The following is a 21,368-nucleotide window of genomic DNA, read 5'->3' as shown; positions in this document are numbered from 1 at the left end:
ATGCAATGCTTGCTTAATAAGAGTTGCGATAACTTTGGTTGTCGTATTGATAAACCGCCGTTAATACTAATTAACGGCTTTTTTATTGTCGTGACCGTTAATCGCCAATAGTATAAAAATAGATAATGATAAAAGTTAATCTTGCTCATGCCTTTCATTAAATGGATAAGCTTGGACTATTATTTGGGTTTAAAAAGTTACGGAAGATTATTGATTATATTTTATCCATGGGACTCAGAACAATCAGAGTGGGATAAATAATGAACAAACAAGGATTAGAAATGAAGCAAGTTAGCTGGGGAATTATTGGGGCAGGTAGGATTGCTCATCAATTTGCTGCAGATATGTCATATGTCGACAATAGCAGATTATATGCCATCGCAGCACGTGACTCTAAAAGAGCTGAAGCTTTTAAGACGCAATATGATATTTGTCAATCTTACGGAGATTATGACAGTTTATTCAATGATGAAAATGTCGATGCTATTTATATTGCGACCCCACACAATTTTCATTTCGAGCAAGCAAAGGCTGCAATTCTGGCAGGAAAGGCCGTACTGTGTGAAAAGCCAATAACCATCTCTACTGAAGAAGCAAAGGCACTTTATCAATTAGCAAAGCAAAAAAAAGTTTATTTGTTAGAAGGAATGTGGACGTATTTTTTACCAGCGATTCAGCAAGCAAAGCAATGGGTTAAAGAAGGACATATTGGCAATTTAATGCACATTAAAGCTGATTTTGGTTATCCGCAGCCTTATGAACCTAACTCAAGAGAGTATGCCAAAGAGCTTGCTGGTGGCTGTGTATATGATATGGGAGTATATCCTATTGCCATTACTCAACTTTTCATTAATGAAACGCCAATATCAGGATTTGTTACCTCACATCTGGCACCTAATGGAATCGAAAATGATGCAGCTTTCATATTTGAATATGAAAATGTAACGGCCACCTTAGCCACATCTTTTAGATGTAAATTACAAAATTGGGCTTACATCATTGGTGACAAAGGTTATATTGCTATTCCAGATTTTTGGCGAGCAAGTGAGTGCTTTTTATATCAGGGAGATGAATTAATCTCGGAGTTTACTGATAAACGTAAAAGTATCGGTTTTAATTTTGAAATAGAAGCTGCTGCAAACGATATTTTGGCAGGTAAACTCTCATCTAATATAGTGACTGAGCAAATGTCATTAGCATTTCAAGCACGGATGGAATGGATCAAATCCCAAATAAACCAATAGTTTTTGACTCGAAGATACCTTTTGAGTTTGACAAAGTGCTAGTTAATTTGGAGTGGAGTAAAAATGAATATTGAAATCAAACCGATCACACCAAATCAAGATCAGACCGTTGCAGATATTATTGCAAAAGTAGGTACAGAATTTGGTGCAATTGGGGAGGGGTTTGGTCCTTCAGATCCTGAAGTAAGTCAAATGAGCCGTTATTATTCTTTAGAAAATAAAAGCCAATATTATGTAGCAACATTAAATGGCCAAATTGTGGGATGCGGTGGAATAGCAAAGTTTAATGATAGTGAGCAGACTTGTGAATTACGAAAATTGTTCCTGTTACCAGAATCAAGAGGCTTTGGCATTGGTAGAAAACTTACTAAAGTGTGTTTGGATTTTGCGCAATCTCAAGGATACGAGCAGTGCTATTTAGATACCTTGGCATCAATGAAAGCTGCTATTTCTTTATATGAATCTATGGGATTTACACATTTAGATAAGCCTCTTACAGGAACTATTCATGGTGGCTGTGATATATGGATGCTTAAGCGTTTTTAATAACATGGTGCTTAAGACGCAAGCAATGATTAATCGTTTTTGTAAGTTATCGGTATCATAATTATTCTTGTTTGGCACTTTATAAGATTAATGTTACTTATTGCTATGTTTCTATTCGTTTTATATTGGTATGTTTTGTCTTAATAAAGCATAAACAGATAATTTTAATATGTTCAAACTGGGTTATTTGTTGAGTAATCCTGTTATTTTTTCCTTCGTATTGTTACATTTGAATTTCGTAACATTTTTAAGCTGCTGACGAGTCTGTAATGAGTCCAATAAGTAAGAGTAATTCAAAAACAAAGTCCACGATTCAGGATGTTGCTGAATTAGCTGGTGTATCAAAAATGACAGTTTCTCGAGTGTTGAACAATGATGAAAAGGTCAGTGATAAAACGCGTTTAAAAGTTAAAGAGGCGGCTAATAAATTACATTACAGACCAAATATTTCGGCTCGTCGCTTAGCCAGTGCAAAATCTTACTTCATTGGATTACTGTACGAAAACCCTAGCCAAGGTGGTTATGTCAGTCAGTTTATGATGTCAGCGTTAAAAAGCTGTCGGCAGCGTGGTTATCATTTAGTCGTCGATGAATGTGAAGGGACTCAGGTAGAAAAACTGACTATTACTCGTGATCTCGTTGAAGAAACCCGTGTCGATGGCGTCATTTTATTGCCGCCATTTTGCAATAATATTGAAATTCTAAATGAGCTTAAAGCATTGAACGTTCCTTACATTCGTGTTTCACCTGATGTCGAGCTGACTCAATCCCCATTTGTTTGTATGGATGATTATCAAGCCGCTTTTGAAATGACGAATCTATTGATAGAGCAAGGGCATAGAGATATAGCGTTTATTATTGGCCATCCAGATGTAGGAGCAAGTCGATTACGTTATCAAGGCTTCTTAGATGCAATGCGTTCAAATAAGTTAACTATACCGCCAGAATACATCGAGCAAGGTTTGTTCAGTTATAAATCTGGATTAAGCGCGGCTAAGGCGTTGTTAACTTGTAATAATATGCCAACAGCTATTTTCGCAAGTAATGATGATATGGCGGCAGCGGTTATCTCTGTGGCAAATTCTTTAGGGATACAAGTCCCTCAGCAGCTTAGTGTCGTAGGTTATGATGATACGCCAATAGCGACGACGATTTGGCCCAACATTACAACGGTTAAGCAACCAATTGAAGCCATGGCAGAAGCTGCAATAGCAATGTTGACGACAGGAAAGTTTGATCAAGGCTTGAGTGATAAATTGTCTGACTTACGCCACGTGCTTGATTTTGAATTAAAACAGCGTGATTCAACGAGCCGGGTTAAGTCATAGCTCATTCCTAACGCCTGACCACACCACACCAAGTGAATTTTATTAGCAGCAATTATTTGCTGCTTTTTTGTGTCACCTCGTCTGTTGTCCCTCTTCATCATTTACAATGCTTTTATTTGTCAAATTGACACTAAGCTAATTTGGTAATATGTTATCGTTAACATATGCAAGTTGTATCATACTGTTAACATCCAGTTGTTTTATATTGGCGATTAAAAGAGTGTGAAAGCATTTAACTTATCAAACTGAAAAGGTGAGCTATGAATTTACCCGATATTAATCCCATACTGCCAGGGTTTAATCCAGATCCAAGTATTGTACGTGTGAATGATGATTACTATATCGCTGTATCAACATTTGAGTGGTATCCAGGCGTACAAATCTATCATTCAACAGATTTGGTTAATTGGACCTTAGTCCATCGACCGTTAAATCGAGCTGATTTATTAGATATGACTGGTGTTCCAGACTCATGTGGTATTTGGGCACCATGTCTTACACACAATAATGGTAAGTTCTATCTTATTTATACCAACGTCAAACGATTTGATGGCAACTTTAAAGATTCACCTAATTATTTAACTACCTGTGAAACAATCGATGGAGAGTGGACTCGTCCGGTTTATCTCAATAGTAGTGGCTTTGATCCATCTTTATTTCACGATGACGATGGGAAAAAGTGGCTATTGAATATGGTTTGGGATTATCGGCCAGATAGAAGTTTCTTCGGCGGTATCGCTTTACAACAATATTGCGATAAAACAGAAAGATTAATTGGCGAATCGAAAATTATTTTTACGGGTACAGAGTTCGGGTTAACTGAAGGGCCTCATTTATATAAAAAAAATGGTTACTATTATTTATTAACTGCTGAGGGGGGGACTGGGTACGAACATGTTTGTACTATGGCCCGTTCAAAACATATCGATGGCCCTTATGACGTTGATCCTCAAGGTCCTATCGTAGCAACGGTTCCTCATTTACAGCACAAATTGCAACGTAATGGTCATGGTAGCTTAGTAGAAAGTAAAGAAGGGGAATGGTATTTAGCCCATCTGACTTCTAGACCACTTGATATTGAACAACCTACATCACAGCGTCGCAGTCCTATGGGCAGAGAAACAGCAATAGAATCTGTTCAATATACCGATGATGGTTGGTTTAGGTTAGCGACTAACTCATCGCAGGCACAATTAAATCCAATTGGATTAACAGCTAAACCGCAGCGAGATTTCTCGTTTAGAGATGAGTTCACAGATAGATTTATCGCGGATCAATTTCAATGGCTTAGAAGTCCAACCCCTGAAAACTTTGTAAGCACAACCCGTAAACCAGGTAGCTTATTGCTGACAGGAATGCATTCATTAGGTAGCACATTTGAGCAAGCGTTGGTTGCGACAAGGCAGCGTCATTTTTCATTTGTTGCTCAAACCAAAATCATGTTTGAATCTAACCACTTTCAGCAAACCGCAGGATTAATTTGTTATTACAACGCTCATAAATTTCATTATTTATATTTATCTTATGATGAAAAAATTGGGCTAAACCTAGATATTATGAGCTGTGAAGGTGAGCAAAGTTTAGATCTTGTATTTCCAATATTTGAACAGCGTATTCCCTTGTTACAGTCATCGGTTTATCTACGAGCAGATGTGCACTATGAAACACTTAAATTTGAATACTCATTAAATGGAGCTGACTGGTTTCACATTGCGTCTTTAGATTACAGTTTAATTTCTGATGAAGCAGGCAAAGGAGAAGGTTCCAGTTTTACTGGTGCATTTGTTGGTTTATGTGCTCAAGATTTAACTGGGCAAAACACAGTTGCAGAGTTTAGCTACTTTGACTACAAAGAACGCCACCAATAGGAATGGACATACATACTTTCTGACTTAATGTGAATAACATGGCGATAGAATTTGTGTTATTCACATTATTGAGTGGTGTGGTAAATTTATGTCATATTTATTCAATCATATGGAGGATGATTTCGTAGCTAGTATTTGAAAACTTTGCTATATATAAAGACATAATATTAATAATGTTTTACCTGTTTTTGCTGCTTTTAAGCAAAATTTAGGAAAAATGGGTAGTCTATGTTCGACTTTATTTTACGGCCTTTTCATCAAAAACTAACCGGCTTTTCGTTATTGCGTTTTAAGCATTATCACGTCCATCAAGTCATGTTGCCGTATTCCGGTTTTTTGTTATCTGTCATTCCTATTTATCTTTTGTTTGGCCTTTTAGATTACCAGCACTTAACTGAGCATGCTTGGGTTGCGACGCTCAGCAGAGTCTTCTTATCGATACTTTGCATCGTGGTGTTAATTACTTTGCGGCGTTATGCATCCAAGTATTTAGAGCTCGCCGAGCTGTTTTTAGTGTTAACGGTATACATGTCGATTATTACTATCGGAAAATTGGCGATGACCCAAGGTAATTTTGATTATCAATCAGGTGGCGTGTTAGTCATGGTTTACATCGGGGCATTATCTCGAATGCCATTTAAGCTGAGCCTATTTGGTTTGTCACTGATGTTGTTGAGTTATTTACTGGTAATCGCACCAGATAGAATTGGACAAGATTATGGTGAAGAGCTCGATAGAATATCTATCTTTTTTGCTGTGTTCCTAATTAGTTTAGTGGCTAGCTTACGCCGAGATTCTGAAACTCGTAAAAGCTTCCAGCAGTTTAGCCAAATTAGAAGCCAACAGTTACGGCTTAGAGCAAGTCAGAAAAAATTAGCGTTGCAAACAGTTACGGATCCATTAACCGAGCTTAAAAACCGTTTGTATTTAACTAAAAATGGTCCGCAAATTGAACAAAGCGCACAACACACGAATAAACCATTAAGCGTGTTAATGATAGATATTGATAACTTCAAATCAATTAATGATACCTATGGCCACCAAGTAGGCGACAATGTGATTTATGGAGTAGCGCAAATTATACGTCAACATTGCGGTCGGTATACTGGAATGAATGTACGATACGGAGGAGAAGAGTTTTTATCTGTTTTTCAGTGCTTCAATGAGCAACAGTTATGTCAGATTGCAGAGAAAATCTTAGATGATGTTCCCAAATTGTATTGGCCGAATACCAACCTCAGGGTCACGATTTCTATTGGAGCGTCAATAGATGTAAAACAACGTTGGGATTTGAACGAGTTGATTTCTCATGGTGATAAAGCCTTATATCGTGCAAAACAGAATGGTAAAAATCAGATTCAATTGATAACGCAGTAATGCACGTCATCTAGTGATGACCTTAGTTAACTTTTGCTTAATGTTTGCTATTATTTTTTGATGAACACCTTTTCGACAAGCGTTATTACATCGCAAACACCTCTCACTATTCTATATTTAATTATTCTATTCACCACGAATCATTTGCGGCTTACGCATAGTTGCTGAGTTTATTGATTGATTTTTATTCATGTGCTTTGCTAAATAATTTCTTTAATCGGTCGATTATAAGGAATAAGGTATGTTGATAAGCTAAATTTGAATGATGATTGTTTGGGGAAGTAACAATCAATTCATTACTTATTCATTAGCTTTAACCATAGTCTAGTTTGTCTCGATATTTATTCTAATAATACGGTGAACGACAATGAATGCTATAGATCATTTTTTTCGTAAAACGAGTATTTCTAACCGCTTGATGGCCATGATTATGGTTGCAGCTTTTGCAACTGTGCTCATGTTTTTGTTCGCTTTTAACCGTATCGAAAATGTATTGGTGCAAGAAAAGCAGGCCAAACTTACTGGTATTATTGAGGTCGCAAGCTCTGTCATCAATCAGTTTTATTTGGCTTCTGAGCAAGGTGATATGTCGGAGGCAGAAGCGAAACTTGCTGCTATTAATGCCTTAGATAATTTACGTTATTCTGGTAATGAATATTTTTTTACCGTTGATACCAGTGGGGTCATGGTACAACACGCATTTGCGAAAAAACTTATCAATACAAATGTGTTATCAATGCGTGACCCTGATAATGTGCCGTTATTTCAATTAATGATTGAACGTACTCATAATGCCAAAAACGCCACGGTTAACTACATGTGGAATAAACCCAATCAAGATACTCCTAGCCCTAAAATGAGTGTTGTCGAACGTTTTACTCCATGGGGATGGGTCGTTGGTACGGGGATTTATATCGACGATATCCAAACGCAAAAAACTGAATTTTTGATGCAATATTTATTTTTACTCTTATTGGTTTGGTTACCGATCCTGATTATTTTGTTTGTTATCACTAAAAGTATTTCAAAGCCGATGCAACAGACTATTTCAGCTTTTGAGAATATTGCTAAAGGTGAAGGGGATTTGACACTGAGATTAGCCGAAGATGGTCAAGATGAACTTAACCAAATTGCCCATAATTTTAATATTTTTACAGACAAGATCCAAAATCTAGTATCTTCAGTTGCGGGAAATGTCACTCAAAGCCAAGCTCTTGCTCAACAGCTTGCATCTATATCATCTGATGCGAATCAAGTGTCGAGTAATGTTCAAATGGAAACCGAAAATGTTGCTACTGCGATAAATGAAATGTCGATGACAGCCGCAGAAGTTGCGTCAAATGCACAAGCTGCTGCACAGAGTGCAAATATTGCCGACACTGAAGCCGACAATACTGCCATGATTGTAGATAAGGCAATGTCAAAAATTGGTGATTTGTCTTCTGAGCTACAACAAACCGAATCTGTTGCAAAAGGCCTGAAAGTTAGCTCAAGCCAGATTGGGCAAATATTAGATGTTATTGTTGGTATTGCTGAGCAAACCAATTTATTGGCATTGAATGCTGCTATTGAAGCCGCTCGTGCTGGTGAAGCGGGTCGAGGCTTTGCTGTGGTTGCCGATGAGGTTAGAACGCTTGCTAGTAGAACGCAAGATTCAACCCGTGAAATCAATGGCATTATTGACGCTATTAGAGAGGCTATTGAAGATGTAAACCATTCAGTAGAACGGGCTTTAACACAATCAGATGAAACCGTTGGTGAAACGCAAAAAGTAGAACAAGCACTTCATTCAATTAAGTCAGCGATTGGGGATATTTCTCAAATGAATATTCAAATAGCAGGTGCAACAGAAGAGCAAAGTGCAGTGATTTCAGAATTAAATATGAATATTACCCGCATTAATGATATGTCGGTAGAGAATAAAAATCATAACGAGAAATTACTGGATAGTAGTGACAATATAGCAAAAGGCTCAAATGAGCTTGAAAACATAGTAGGGCAGTTTAAAGTGTAAACCATAAATAGTCTTATTGATGAACACCTCGCATTTATAAACTAATAAAGCCTTGTTGGAAATATTCAACAAGGTTTTTTTATTCGAACTTGTAAATGCAAATTTATTTCATTTTTGTTAACTGTTTATGGTTAATTTACATAGCTGACTAATTGATATTTGCGTTAAACACATTAAAAATAACATAAGCTATCTGATAGACCACTTATGGGGTTAGAAATGAGTGCTAGACTGGAGTGGAGATTTAATGCTGCATATATAATACAGCACATATAAATCAACGATGGTCGATAGTAGTTAGCAAAGGGTAGTTATCGAGGAAGATGAATCGGTATTAAGCCAATTAATTAGTAAGCCCAGTCATTACTGGTGTTTCAACTTATTCATTATGTTGATAACGTCTTGATACGAGATTTTATACTCTCTTGATAACTGGATGATTTTTGCTTTGTAGGTTTGAATATGTTCTTGCTTTACCAATTCAGTTTGTTTTTCTTCGACAATTTCAGAAACCACTTCTTCTAAGATTTTTAAGCGTCGTAAACTGTAATCCAAAGAAGATAAATACGTCTTCATTTGCATTCTATTACGTGCATTCTCAAGATTTTTAGTTGTTCTATTTTCAAAATCTAATTCATCGAACGCATTTATTACATTTTGTAAATTGATATCAGTCATATTGAAAACTACTTAAAAGTTAATTGGTATTTCGCAATAAATGAGAAATTCAAATACTGCAATGTTTTCATCCATGAACAAGTAAAGTATAGGCGACAGTTTATTCAGATTAATGAATTGTTTCAATAGCTATGGACGTTTATATTATGAGGTAACCTATTCATTTTAGTACATGGAGTGTGAGATGTTAGATTTATTACCCGACTTATTTGACCATTACGAAAATAAACTGACTTTAGTTCAATCGAATTGGAACTCTTATGGTGGTAAAACTATTTTTTATGGCGAAGTGGTCACCGTTAAATGTTTTGAAGATAACTCTAAAGTTAAGTCAGTATTAGCTACACCGGGAAAAGGTAAAGTGCTAGTGGTTGATGGTGGTGGCGTCTGTCGACGGGCCTTATTGGGCGATATGATTGCGGAGTCTGCATTTAATAATGAATGGGAAGGGATAATCATTTATGGCGCAATCAGAGATGCAGGTACTATCGCTACCATAGATATTGGTGTGCAGGCACTTGCGACAAACCCAATTAAAACTGAGAAAAAAGATGTCGGTTTAATTGATGCTGCCATCAATATTGCTGGTGTCGATATTAAACCCAAGATGATGATCTATGCTGATATCAATGGTATTGCCATTGCTGAAAAACCTTTAGATTTAACGGTTTTGAGCTAAACTGTTACATAACAACATAGTAACGCTAAATTGAGAACCAATTTACTGACAAGGAAGCAAACATGAAGGCACTTAAATGGCTGTTAGGTATCGTGGCTGGGGTAATATTAATACTCGCAGTGTACTTAACGGTATTTTTTGATTTGAATAGTTTTAAGCCGCAAATTGTTGAGGCGGTTGAAAATCAAACTGGACGTACATTTGTCATTAAGGATGATTTGAGCTGGAGTGTATTCCCATCGATTGGCATAAAATTGGGTGGGATATCATTATCAAATCCAGAAAATTTTTCTGCTAACAACTTTGTTGAAGTGAATGAAGCTGTTGCCAACGTAGAATTAATGCCGTTATTAAGCCAAGAAGTTGAAATTGCGATGCTTTCATTAGATGGCTTAACGGTCAATATGATAACGCAAAAGGACGGTACCACGAGTATCGATGGTTTGAGTGGTGACAGTTCGGCAGCTGTGGCAGAAGACAAAACGACTGATTCAACAACTAAAACAAGTGTTGAACTACAAAGCTTACAAATTGGCGGAGTAGCAATCACCAATACCACTATTAATCTGATTGATGAAACGACAGATACGACTCAAGTCTTCAAGCTTAATAGCTTAACATTGGGTGAGTTTTCATTGGGTAATGACGCTGACTTTGCATATGACTTTTCAGCACAGCTTCCTGATATGACGGTTAACAGTAATGGTGAAGGTAAGCTAAATGTCAGTAAAGACTTGTCTAAATTAGCCATTAACGGCTTCACGGTTAATACTGATGTCAGCGGTAAGGGCATTCCTAATAATCAAGTATCCACGCAATTAGTGACAGATATAGCCGTTGCACTTGATTCACAAAACGTAGAAGTCATTATTAGCAAATTATCTGCAATGGAAATTGATGCTACAGGTAAGCTAAGTGTCAACTATGGTGCAAAAATCCCGAAAATAAACATGCAAATGGACTTTGGCGATATCGATGTGGATAAGTTAATGCCCGCTTCTGATGAGCAAACTCCAGCAGAAACAGAAAAGGTGGCGAGCACGGCACCTGCAACAGAGCCTGACTTATCCGCATTGAAAACCATTGATGTGACTATGGGCGTCACTATTAAGTCAATTAAAGTGGCTAATTTACTGACTCAAAATTGGAAAGTGAACGCCACAGTTAAAGATGGTATCGCCAATTTGAGTGAATTTTCTGCAAACCTATATGAAGGTAGTATTCAAGCAACGGCAAAACTTGATGCACGCCAAAAAGTCGCAAGTTATCACTTTGAAGAATCATTGACTGGCGTACAATTCAGACCGCTACTAAAAGACGCTGCTGATGTGGATTTAATTTCAGGTGCAGCAAACTTCAAAGTTAAAGGCTCTGGTAAAAGTTTAATCCCTGACAATATAAAGAAAAACCTATTAGCGAAAGGGGATTTTGAAATCGCTGATGGTTCACTTTATGGGGTTAATATTCCGCAAATGATCCGCAGTGCGCAAGATAAACTCAAAGGTGATCTTTCTGCGAAAAATACTGAAGAGTTAAAAACAGATTTTACAAGTCTGACAGGTAGCTTTGATTTAAATAATGCAGTACTGACCAACCCTGATTTAGCGATGTCATCACCACTTATACGTTTAAGCGGTAATGGTAATGCCAATATAGACTCACAAACAGTAGATTATAAATTAACTACGTCTTTAGTGGGTTCTTTAGCAGGACAGGGTGGAGAAAAAGATGCATTAGCGGGCGTTGATATTCCGTTAACGATTACAGGTAGCATGCAAGACCCTAAATTTGGTATCGACACGAGTGCGTTATTTGATGCCAAAATAAAAGGTGAAACCGATAAGCTTAAAGATAGCTTGTTCAAAAAATTAGGAGGGTTTTAATGAAACGTTTTATAGGTTGCTTAAGTTTGCTGTTAGTGGGCTGTAGTACAACAAGTACAGATGTCACTGCACAAAACACGGATGTCGATACTGCGAAAGAGACTAAAAGTGTCGTAAAAGCAAAATCAATTTCGCTTGGTGCTGGAGTATCAACAATGGCAGAAACCTTATTAGTCGGCTTTTTAGAAGCTGAAACCTATACAGACTCTACTAAAGCAATGTCGGTAAAACATACGGCAACTAACAGTCAGAGTTATCCTGTTAGCTTGATGTTTAATTCAGGGATGACCGCTGATTTAGGACTTTATGATCCTAAAGGTCAACAAATTTGGTCTTCTTCTCAGGATATGATGTATACCCAAGCATTGCGTACTGTTACGTTAGCACCAGCACAAACAATCGAAACTCGTTTTAGTGTCCCTGCTGCTGTGATGGCAAAAGTGTCAGGACCGGGATATCGATTCAGTGTCAAGTTTGCCGGTAAAGCTGAAGAAAGTGCAATGCCAGTGATAAATGCAGGTTCAACACCTTTGGTTGTTAACTAGCATTTCGTTTCCATTAGCACTAATCAGCGTAAAAAATGGCAAGTGATATTATCACTTGCCATTTTTATTGGTGGTATTTAAGTAGGTAAATAAAACCAATCATTTTTGGTTTAAGTAACCGATTCAAGCTTAACGAATCAGCACTGTTGTAATCAGTAATGAATAGCGTAACTCAATTAAGCGTTCACTTTTGATACATCAACAATTAAACGTAACATCTGTCCAGGCTGAATATATTTGGTGTTATGTAACTTATTCCACTTGATTAAGTCATCTACAGATACGTTAAATTTATTGGCAATACGGGCAAGTGAATCACCTGAGCGAACTTTGTAGTTAACTGTTCGCTCAGTTGCATTTGTTGATGCACGGCTACCAATTGTCAGTTCTTTTCCAATACTTAACGCGCCATTTTTAGGCAGACGGTTCCAGCGAATTAAATCATCGACCGAGACATTGTAACGCTTTGCGATAACCCACAGTGAATCGCCAGACTTCACTGTATAAGTGATATTCTTAGGTGTTAATTGATTTTGCGCTAATAACTGATCTGTTGTTAAATCAGCGCCTTCAGGTGGCACTGGGATAATTAAATATCTGCCAGCTCGAATATTGTTGTTTTTAAGATTGTTACTTGAGCGAATAAACGATGCTGACGTATCGAAGCGTTTGGCGATATGACTGACAGTATCACCTGATTGAATCTTATAACGATGCCAATTGAGCTTGTCTTTTGGGTCAAGTTGCGCCAGTTTTTGCTCAAATACATCTCTTTTGTCATAAGGCAGCACTAGAGTGTGCGGGCCTTCTGGTGACGTGGCCCAGCGATCAAGACCTGGGTTAAGTGCTTTAAGTTGGTTTATGTTCATGTCCGCTAAATCAGCAGCCAGTTTTAAATCAATTTGGCTTTGGGTATCGACAACGGCGATATGTGGCTCATTAGCGATAGGTGTTAAGGTAATGCCGTATTTATCGGCATTTTTGATGACATCGGATAAAGCGATGAGCTGCGGGACGTAACGTCGGGTTTCTCGAGGTAATGATAATGCCCAAAATTCAGTGCTTTTACCTGCGGCTTTATTTCTGCGAACGGCATTATTTACTCTGCCTTCACCAGTGTTATACGCTGCTATGGCATACAACCAGTTTTCGCCAGTTCTGTCGTAAAGATATTCTAGAAAATCTAACGCAGCAGTCGTCGCCGCAGGTACATCTCTGCGTCCGTCGTACCACCAATCACTTTTTACCCCAAAATGATTCGATATTGGGGTCGTGAGCTGCCAAAGCCCCGAAGCTGCACTTGCTGAATAAGCAGATGGGTCAAATGAGCTTTCAACGATGGGCAATAGCGCAATTTCAATTGGCATGTCACGCTTTTCAAGCTCTTCTACAATGTAATGTAAGTATGGCTCAGCCCGTTGTGAAACGATTTCCAAATGCCTTGGGTTCGCCAAATACCAGTCACGATATTGATTGACGAGCTTTTGGTCATCAATCGGCATTTTCATCTGTAGGCTAATGCGTTGCCATACATCTGTGATCTCGACGGGCTTTTCAACTTTAACGACCGTTTCTTCAGACTCTACTGGCTTTTGAATGGTAATAGGCTCTTTAGCCGGCTTAGGTGTTGTTAGTGTTTGACAGCCACTTAAAAAGGCCACACCACCAACGATAAAATATAAAGATTTATGCATCAAAAACGAAATTCCTAAGTCTTGCAAAACTGACATGTTTAGTACGTCAGCCTAAAGTATTGGTCAAAATTGAAGCGGCATTGTAGAGCAAAATGCGCTAATTGTCTTTGTTAAGTTAACCTGCGTGGGATATCAACCCTAAACTAAAAGTGATTCTTCCATTCTCTGAGAAGAGTAAATGTTTGTAGTTCAGTCAAATTTTGTTGATTAAACTGCTTTGAAATAGATTGTTTGATTTCTGTACTATCACTTCGTAAAAATGGATTAATTGCTAATTCTGTTGCAATGGTAGACGGGATTGTTGAAATATTGTTCTGTCTTGCTGCTGCAACTTTTTGATCGTATTGCAGTAAAGCTGTGTTATTAGGCTCTACCGCGACCGCAAAAGTGATGTTAGCTTGGGTGTATTCATGTGCACAGTAGACTTTTGTGTTGCCATTTAGTTTGGTCAATTTTGCCAATGACGCTGCCATTTGCTCAGGCGTTCCTTCAAATAATCGACCACAGCCGCCACTAAATAAGGTATCTCCGCAAAAGAGAGCATCATCAATGCAGTAGGCGATATGGCCGAGTGTATGTCCTGGTACCATAAGTACCTGCACTGACGATTTGATAAAAGGTAACGTCAGGGCTTGTTCGCATTCAATAGGATGAGTTAATCCTGCGATGTTTTCTTTTTGAGGACCATATACGCTCAGTTGTTCGTTGTAAGCTTGCTGTAAACCTGCGATACCGCCAGTATGATCTGCATGGTGATGTGTGATTAGAATACCGACTAATTCAAGGTCTGTGTCATTGATATGATCTAACACACTTTGACTACATCCAGGATCGACAACGTAAGCTTTATTGGTTCCTTGCTGATGAATTAACCAGATATAGTTATCATTAAATGCGGGAATAGCGTTAACAGAAAGCATGATTTAACCTTAGTAAAATATGTCGATACAGAGTAACGGATTATTGGAAGCTCGCCAAATGTTGATCAACAGTATGATGGGCCTTGTTGGGTGAATACACTCTCTCAATAAACAGTGCACTCTATATGTTGACTTTGATTAAACACTGTCATTTAACAAGAAATAAAGGCGACGTTATTGCCACTAGAATAAAGAATGTCATCAATTTTACTTATTGATCTCAAAACAATAAATATTTTGTTATCCCTTGACGACTTTGGGTTATAAATCGTTATACTCAATTATCGATATGTATTTATAAGGGGTTGGGCGTTTATGTCGATTCACCACAAACCGCAACAGTGGCATCAATTACCCTGTGGTGATGAAATACAATTGGCTGTAGAACAGCGCTTAGCAAGTTGGTGGCCAAGAATATTCGGCTACCATTTATTAAAATTAGGTCCTTTAAGTCATCAAATCTCCAGCTTAAATTGTAATATCTCTCGCCATTTTTCTATTCATGAGGAAGAAGGTGCTTCGATTATTGCTGATCCACATCACTTACCTTTACAAAGTGGCTCAATGGATGCGGTTTTAATGAGTTTCTTAATTGAGTTTGAACAAGATCCTTATCGACTACTACGTGAAGTCGATAGGGTAATGATTTGTGGTGGTTATATTTTCATTTGTGGCCTAAACCCGGTAAGCACGGCGTTTGCGGGTAAATTGTTACCTAAGTACCAAACTCAAATTCCTTGGTCTGGGCAATTTTTTATGCCTGCTCGAGTCAAAGATTGGTTAGGATTGCTCGGTTATCAAATACTTCAAGATGAACGGTTTATTTATCACCCTTTAATAGGCGATATCAATCAAGGTAGTTGGTGGCAAAACCGCTTAGAGCGATGGCTACCAGGAATCGGCAGCGTCTATTTAATCGTTGCACGTAAAATGGACTCGCCATTAACACCTATACGAGAAAAGAAAAAAGCTCGAGCGCCGCAATGGGCCCAAGCATCAACAGCGGGGCGAACGGGTCATTCTAAACAGACTAACCAATAATATGGCTAGTCTGCATTATAATTGACATCTTCTTGCTCAGGCTTCGCTTCAGCAGCCCATCGAGCTAAATCATCACAACGTTCGTTTTCTGCATGGCCAGCATGACCTTTAACCCAACGCCAATCCATTTGATGGATTTGGCTGACCTTATCTAAACGTTTCCATAAATCGACATTTTTTACTGGGGTCTTCGTTGAGGTTATCCAGCCCTTTTTTTTCCAACCGTGGATCCATTGCGTGATACCCTGTCGCATATATTGGCTATCACTGGTTAATATGACTTGGCAGGGCTCATACAAGGCTTCTAATGCGATGATTGGCGCGAGCAGCTCCATTCTATTATTGGTGGTAAGCTTAAATCCGTCAGACATTTCTTTGGTTTGGCGCTTATATTTCATTACAATACCGTATCCGCCAGGACCTGGGTTTCCTAAACATGAGCCGTCAGTATAGATTGTGATAAGTTTTAGTTCTGACATTGAATTGTTACCATACGTTTGACCTTATTTTTGGCAATTATACCTAAACATTTATTAATGAGTTACCTATGAATATTATTTCGAGCGCAAGCCGTCAGGTTATTTTAGATACCGAAACAACAGGTATGAACCAAGCTGGTGGCCCTGTATATATTGGACATCGCATTATTGAAATTGGTTGTGTAGAAGTCATAGATAGAAAACTCACGGGCCGTACATATCACCAATACATCAACCCAGGTCAAGCAATTGACCCTGAAGCAATTGAAGTTCATGGTATCACTGACGAAAGGGTTGCCAAAGAGCCGCGTTTTCATCAAATTGCTCAAGAGTTTATCGACTTTATTGATGGAGCTGAAATTGTTGCACACAACGCTCCCTTCGATATCAGCTTTATGGATCATGAATTTGCTAACTTGCAGCCTAACGGACCGAAAACTGCCGACATCTGTGGCATTCTCGATTCATTAACCGTTGCTAAGCATTTACATCCTGGTCAAAAGAACAACTTGGATGCCTTATGTAAGCGCTATGGCATTGATAATTCAAGAAGAACCTATCACGGTGCATTACTCGATGCTGAAATCCTCGCAGATGTTTATTTAATCATGACGGGTGGACAAATTAAGTTTAATTTGTCCAATGAAAAAGCGGGTCAAGAGGCGGGTGGCATTCAGCTTATCGATCAAAATGAGTTTAATCTTAAAGTGATCTCTGCAACGGCCGATGAACTAGTATCACATGATCAACGTCTTGATTTAGTTCAAAAGTCAGGAAAGTGCCTCTGGAGAGGTGAAGCGTAGCCGATGACCGCATTAAAGCCGTATTGTTTATTGTTCATTTTGCTGATTGGGAATTTGATTTCTCAATCGGCTTTTGCTGTTCCATACACTCAAGCGAGTGAACTCAAAAACCGTTTTCGAATTGATCATATGGTTGATGAGTTAACCTTGTTAGTACAGCGAGAATACGGCACAGCGCCTGTCATTGTCATTTTACCTGACGGCTCAAAATGGTATTCAGACCGTCACCCTGAATCAGTTAAGTGGGTTGATGGCTTAACTGGCGATATGATTAAAATCACCAAGCCTATGCCTGGCCCTTGGCAATTGTTGGGTAGTCTTGCTGAAGGCTCAAGTATTCAGAAAGTTTCAGAACTGGAAATCGAAGTTGAACCCATTCCGCAGCCTTTATATCAAGGTGAACGTCTAAAAGTCACTGCACGATTATTAGGTGACGGGTTAACCGTTAGATTACCTGGCTTAGATTTTATGGTGGAGTGGACCACAAAATTTGCAAGCCATCATAAAAACACCGATGCCAACTTTACAACGGGCACAATCATTGTCGGTTCCTATAAAGACAATGGCGAAGGATTAGATGATGCACCTGATGATGGTGTGTTCACTGGTAAAAAGAATTTAAATCAGCCTTGGGGTAATTACACTTTAACAGTTGAAGCTCGTAATAATATCTTTCAGCGAGAAGTCAGTTATCCGTTCTATTTGTCTGAAAAGCCAATTGAAGTCGACATTATTGAGCCAGAAGATAAGCTCAATGGTATTTGGCAGATTCAAGCGCTGGTCAATGAAGAAGCATTAAAACTGGAACAAACGCATTTTCACTTTGATATTGTTGGTCCCGCAGGGCTTAAATTACCGTTAAGTTTTAATGAAGTGACGAGTACTGAAACATTGATTTCGATTCCTCAAGTGACTGACTTTGGTAGTTACCGAATTAAAGGCACTGCGGTATCTACAACAGTCGAAGGACGAGAAATAGTACTCGATTTACCCGAGCAGTTTTTTAATCTCATCGAACCGCCAGCGCCGCCACCTTCAGCTGAAGAGCTCGCTAGACGAGCAGCGATACAAGCTGCAAATGAAGAAGCTGCAGCTAAGGAAGAAGCTATCTTCTGGATCCTTGTCGTTAATGGCACTTTATTAGTCATTGGTATTCTAGGCTTAATCATTTGGCGGAAAAAACAAGCGCTTAATAAAGCATTAGCTGCGACTAAGCTGCGATTAGAGCAAGAGGGAGACGAGAAGGAAGATGTCCCTTCTCTTGATGATCTTGATTTAACAATGCCAGATGAAAAGTAGTGTTATTTTGATGGTTGGATTTAAATCCTCTTTATAAGGAGGATGACTTGAGTCGTAAACGACTTTACAGATAGCCGCTGCAAAGCGGCTAGCTAATTCAGCAATAACCACCTTAACAACACCGACTCTTTATTGATGCTTTGTCCACAGGGTTTTTTACCCTTTGTATTTTCATGCGTTATGTTTCTACTATACTCATAAAACTAAAACTAAAACTAAAACTAAAACTAAAACTAAAACTAAAACTGATTTTAGTTAATTTAACAGTAAGTTTTTTAGTCCATCAGGCCTGCTTGTCGTTAGAATCCTGTCCCGCTTGAAATATTAACGCTATTTGATTTGCCAGTTTTATCATCAATAAGTGTATCTTTTAGCCTTTACTGCGCATTTTTTAACTAAACAGACAAAAAGTTCAAAAAAATGGTTGACGGTTTTTCACGACAACTTTATTATTCTTCGCAACTTAAGTGGAGCGGTAGTTCAGTTGGTTAGAATACCGGCCTGTCACGCCGGGGGTCGCGGGTTCGAGTCCCGTCCGCTCCGCCAGTTAAGTTACTTAAATTTTGTTTATCTGTATATACAGGTGACACAGTTTAGGAGCGGTAGTTCAGTTGGTTAGAATACCGGCCTGTCACGCCGGGGGTCGCGGGTTCGAGTCCCGTCCGCTCCGCCAAACAGATTAGCCCTTGTCGTATGACAAGGGCTTTTTTGTGTCTTCAATTTAACCTACTGAATATACAATATTTATTGCCACTCTTAATACTAGCTCTTCAATGTTAATCAAATTCGATAAAATGCTATCAAACTGTCAATTACCGCTTGCTCTATAATCACATTTAGTATTTTATTAAAGGTATTAGCGTCAACATTTGATGGCATAAGTATTTAGTGTCTTTATAAGGAAATAACATGGTAGAACACATCACAGGCATGCTTGCGTTAATTGGCGTCTTGTCTCTATTGTGTCAATGGTTAGGTTGGAAGTTTCGTTTACCCGCTATTTTACCGCTACTTCTTTGCGGGTTATTACTTGGCCCAGGTCTAGATATATTAAATCCAGATGCCATTTTTGGTGATTTACTTTTCCCTATCATTTCGTTAGGTGTGGCGGTCATTTTATTTGAAGGCGCACTGACACTTAATTTTAAAGAAATAAAAGATCACGGCAGAATGGTGACCAATTTAGTGACTTTTGGCGCTTTTATTACATGGGCTTGTATTGCACCAGCAGCACATTGGTTATTAGGTTTTGAGTGGCCTATGGCTATGTTGTTTGGCGCATTAGTTGTTGTTACGGGCCCAACAGTGATTGTTCCCATGCTGCGCACCGTACGACCTAAATCAAACCTTGCCAGCATATTACGCTGGGAAGGTATCGTTATTGATCCTATTGGGGCGATTCTCGCTGTTCTGGTTTATGAGTATATTGCTGTCGCCGCTGCAGCAGATCCTACGACGCATGTTTTGTCAGCTTTAGGAATGACACTTTTACTTGGTTTTGGCATGGGCGCCATTGCAGGCTACCTCATCGGTATTGCGCTAAGAACCAATGTATTTCCCCATTATCTAAAAAATACCGCAGTATTAACCATCATGCTGGGTATGTTTGTTGGATCGAACTTGCTTCAAGAAGAATCGGGGTTATTGACGGTGACGGTCATGGGGATATGGCTTGCCAATATGCGTGGCGTCGACATTGCCGATATTTTAGAGTTTAAAGAAACACTTACTGTACTGTTGATTTCGGCACTGTTTATTTTACTCGCCGCACGATTAAATTCGACAGCGATGTTGGATCTAGGATGGGGAGGCGTCGGTGTATTATTGGTCGTTTTATTTATTGCCCGTCCGCTGAGTATTTGGATTTCAGGAATTGGGACAAGTTTATCTCGGGCTGATAAATGGTTCTTAAGTTGGGTAGCACCAAGAGGTATTGTGGCAGCTGCCATATCATCACTCTTTGCTATTAAATTGGAAGCCATTGGCGTTAACGGAGCAAGTTCAATCGTACCGTTAGTGTTCTTGATCATTATTGGCACTGTGGTTATTCAAAGTCTTACTGCGAGCCCTTGGGCTAAGTTTTTGGGGGTTAAGGCTGACTCATCTCAGGGATTGCTATTATTTGGCGCGTCTAAGTTTTCTCGAGAACTAGCAAAAGTTCTGACTGATAAAAATGTTAAAGTGGTATTGGCAGATAATAACTGGGACAACATTCGCCAAGCAAGAATGGCAAATATTCCGGTGTACTTTGGTAACCCTGCATCAGAACATGCTGAAAACTTTATGGATTTAAGTGGTATAGGCAGAGTGCTAATTCTATCGCCTTATCGACAATTAAACCCATTGGTAAGCTTTCATTTTCAGGATTTATTTGGCGTTAAAAAAGTATACGGCCTAAATAACGCCGAAGGTGGTAGCGCAAGACACCAATTGTCAGAATCGTATTTAAAACGATTATGTTTATTTGGGGAGTCAGTCTCATATGCTCGCATTGCGAGCTATATGTCAAAAGGCGCAGTAATTAAAGTGACTAACATTACCGAAAATTTCACCTTGACCCACTTTAGGGAGCGTTACGGTGAAACCGCAATGCCACTGATATATTTAACCAAAGAGCAAAAAGTTAAAATTGTCACAGGTGAAGACACTGACTTACCCGTTGGAATTGAGTTAATTAGCTTGTTGCCACAAGACGCGCAAGAGCAAGCGATTATTCAACGTAATTTAGCCGAAGCAGAAGAACAAGCCAATAAAGCTGCTCAAAAGACCCTTGACTCACAAGAGCAAACAGTAGAGCTAAACAATGAAGAAGCACCAACTTCTCAAACGTTAACTGCAGTTGATTCAGAAGGTGATGCAGAAGCTAACACTACAGTGAATAATGCAATTAATGAAAAGGACGCAACAAAGCAATAGTTTTGTAGATTAAACGTCATTATTACCAACAAAAAAAGCTTCGTCGAAACGAAG

The 21,368-nt window shown here is 38.7% G+C and carries 17 protein-coding genes and 2 tRNA genes; 15 read left to right on the top strand and 4 right to left on the bottom strand.

The window, feature by feature from the left end; all coding sequences use genetic code 11:
• Positions 1–260: 260 nt before the first annotated feature.
• The 6 genes from A9267_RS03425 (at position 261) to A9267_RS03400 (ending at position 8,377) form a co-directional block, all read left to right on the top strand.
• On the top strand, positions 261–1,244 hold the full coding sequence (locus A9267_RS03425; protein ID WP_231919040.1) for a Gfo/Idh/MocA family protein: 984 nt from the start codon (positions 261–263) through the stop codon (positions 1,242–1,244).
• Between the two features lie 63 nt (positions 1,245–1,307).
• On the top strand, positions 1,308–1,790 hold the full coding sequence (locus A9267_RS03420; RefSeq protein ID WP_065108238.1) for a GNAT family N-acetyltransferase: 483 nt from the start codon (positions 1,308–1,310) through the stop codon (positions 1,788–1,790).
• Between the two features lie 269 nt (positions 1,791–2,059).
• Complete coding sequence (locus A9267_RS03415; RefSeq protein ID WP_065108237.1) at positions 2,060–3,118, top strand: LacI family DNA-binding transcriptional regulator; 1,059 nt, start codon at positions 2,060–2,062, stop codon at positions 3,116–3,118.
• Positions 3,119–3,378: 260 nt separating this feature from the next.
• Positions 3,379–4,986 carry a glycoside hydrolase family 43 protein gene (locus A9267_RS03410; RefSeq protein WP_065108236.1) on the top strand — a complete coding sequence of 536 codons (1,608 nt, stop codon included), beginning with the start codon at positions 3,379–3,381 and terminating at the stop codon, positions 4,984–4,986.
• A 228-nt stretch (positions 4,987–5,214) separates the two neighbouring features.
• On the top strand, positions 5,215–6,363 hold the full coding sequence (locus A9267_RS03405) for a GGDEF domain-containing protein (protein WP_065108235.1): 1,149 nt from the start codon (positions 5,215–5,217) through the stop codon (positions 6,361–6,363).
• Between the two features lie 367 nt (positions 6,364–6,730).
• The gene (locus A9267_RS03400) at positions 6,731–8,377 is read left to right on the top strand and encodes a methyl-accepting chemotaxis protein (protein WP_065108234.1); all 1,647 of its coding nucleotides are present in this window, start codon (positions 6,731–6,733) and stop codon (positions 8,375–8,377) included.
• A gap of 363 nt (positions 8,378–8,740) precedes the next feature.
• On the opposite strand, the gene A9267_RS03395 is transcribed toward A9267_RS03400, so the two are convergent.
• Positions 8,741–9,055: a hypothetical protein gene (locus A9267_RS03395; RefSeq protein WP_055024481.1), complete on the bottom strand. Its 315-nt coding sequence runs from the start codon at positions 9,053–9,055 to the stop codon at positions 8,741–8,743.
• Between the two features lie 184 nt (positions 9,056–9,239).
• Here A9267_RS03395 and A9267_RS03390 point away from each other — a divergent pair, with 184 nt between their 5' ends.
• From A9267_RS03390 to A9267_RS03380, 3 genes are all read left to right on the top strand, one after another.
• Entirely contained in the window at positions 9,240–9,734 is a 495-nt protein-coding gene (locus A9267_RS03390) for a putative 4-hydroxy-4-methyl-2-oxoglutarate aldolase (RefSeq protein WP_065108233.1), read from the top strand.
• Positions 9,735–9,796: 62 nt separating this feature from the next.
• A complete protein-coding gene (locus A9267_RS03385; RefSeq protein ID WP_065108232.1) occupies positions 9,797–11,617 on the top strand; it encodes an AsmA family protein in 1,821 nt (606 codons plus the stop codon).
• Positions 11,617–12,162, top strand: coding sequence for a BsuPI-related putative proteinase inhibitor (locus A9267_RS03380; RefSeq protein WP_055024484.1), 546 nt, complete (start codon positions 11,617–11,619; stop codon positions 12,160–12,162). Before A9267_RS03385 ends, A9267_RS03380 begins: the two co-directional genes overlap by 1 nt.
• Positions 12,163–12,338: 176 nt before the next feature.
• Here the strand turns inward: A9267_RS03380 and A9267_RS03375 are convergent, their stop codons facing one another.
• Positions 12,339–13,856: a LysM peptidoglycan-binding domain-containing protein gene (locus tag A9267_RS03375; protein WP_065108231.1), complete on the bottom strand. Its 1,518-nt coding sequence runs from the start codon at positions 13,854–13,856 to the stop codon at positions 12,339–12,341.
• Positions 13,857–13,999: 143 nt separating this feature from the next.
• The gene (gloB, locus tag A9267_RS03370) at positions 14,000–14,776 is read right to left on the bottom strand and encodes a hydroxyacylglutathione hydrolase (protein WP_065108230.1); all 777 of its coding nucleotides are present in this window, start codon (positions 14,774–14,776) and stop codon (positions 14,000–14,002) included.
• A 315-nt stretch (positions 14,777–15,091) separates the two neighbouring features.
• On the opposite strand from gloB, the gene A9267_RS03365 reads away from it, so the two are divergent.
• Complete coding sequence (locus A9267_RS03365; RefSeq protein WP_055024487.1) at positions 15,092–15,817, top strand: class I SAM-dependent methyltransferase; 726 nt, start codon at positions 15,092–15,094, stop codon at positions 15,815–15,817.
• Between the two features lie 5 nt (positions 15,818–15,822).
• Here the strand turns inward: A9267_RS03365 and rnhA are convergent, their stop codons facing one another.
• Positions 15,823–16,296 carry a ribonuclease HI gene (rnhA, locus tag A9267_RS03360; RefSeq protein WP_065108229.1) on the bottom strand — a complete coding sequence of 158 codons (474 nt, stop codon included), beginning with the start codon at positions 16,294–16,296 and terminating at the stop codon, positions 15,823–15,825.
• A gap of 68 nt (positions 16,297–16,364) precedes the next feature.
• On the opposite strand from rnhA, the gene dnaQ reads away from it, so the two are divergent.
• The 5 genes from dnaQ to A9267_RS03335 all read left to right on the top strand — a co-directional run bounded on the left by dnaQ (position 16,365) and on the right by A9267_RS03335 (position 21,314).
• On the top strand, positions 16,365–17,099 hold the full coding sequence (gene dnaQ / locus A9267_RS03355) for a DNA polymerase III subunit epsilon (RefSeq protein WP_055024489.1): 735 nt from the start codon (positions 16,365–16,367) through the stop codon (positions 17,097–17,099).
• Between the two features lie 3 nt (positions 17,100–17,102).
• Positions 17,103–18,398 carry a TIGR03503 family protein gene (locus A9267_RS03350; protein ID WP_065108228.1) on the top strand — a complete coding sequence of 432 codons (1,296 nt, stop codon included), beginning with the start codon at positions 17,103–17,105 and terminating at the stop codon, positions 18,396–18,398.
• A gap of 469 nt (positions 18,399–18,867) precedes the next feature.
• Positions 18,868–18,944 (top strand) — tRNA-Asp (locus A9267_RS03345).
• A 50-nt stretch (positions 18,945–18,994) separates the two neighbouring features.
• Positions 18,995–19,071 (top strand) — tRNA-Asp (locus tag A9267_RS03340).
• Positions 19,072–19,307: 236 nt separating this feature from the next.
• Positions 19,308–21,314, top strand: coding sequence for a cation:proton antiporter (locus A9267_RS03335; RefSeq protein WP_065108227.1), 2,007 nt, complete (start codon positions 19,308–19,310; stop codon positions 21,312–21,314).
• Positions 21,315–21,368 lie beyond the last annotated feature (54 nt).

It is taken from the genome of Shewanella sp. UCD-FRSSP16_17, assembly GCF_001675935.1.
GTDB classification, from domain to species: Bacteria; Pseudomonadota; Gammaproteobacteria; order Enterobacterales; family Shewanellaceae; genus Shewanella; species Shewanella japonica.
Note: the sequence above shows the minus strand (reverse complement) of the source record. Positions and strands in the feature narration are given on the sequence as shown.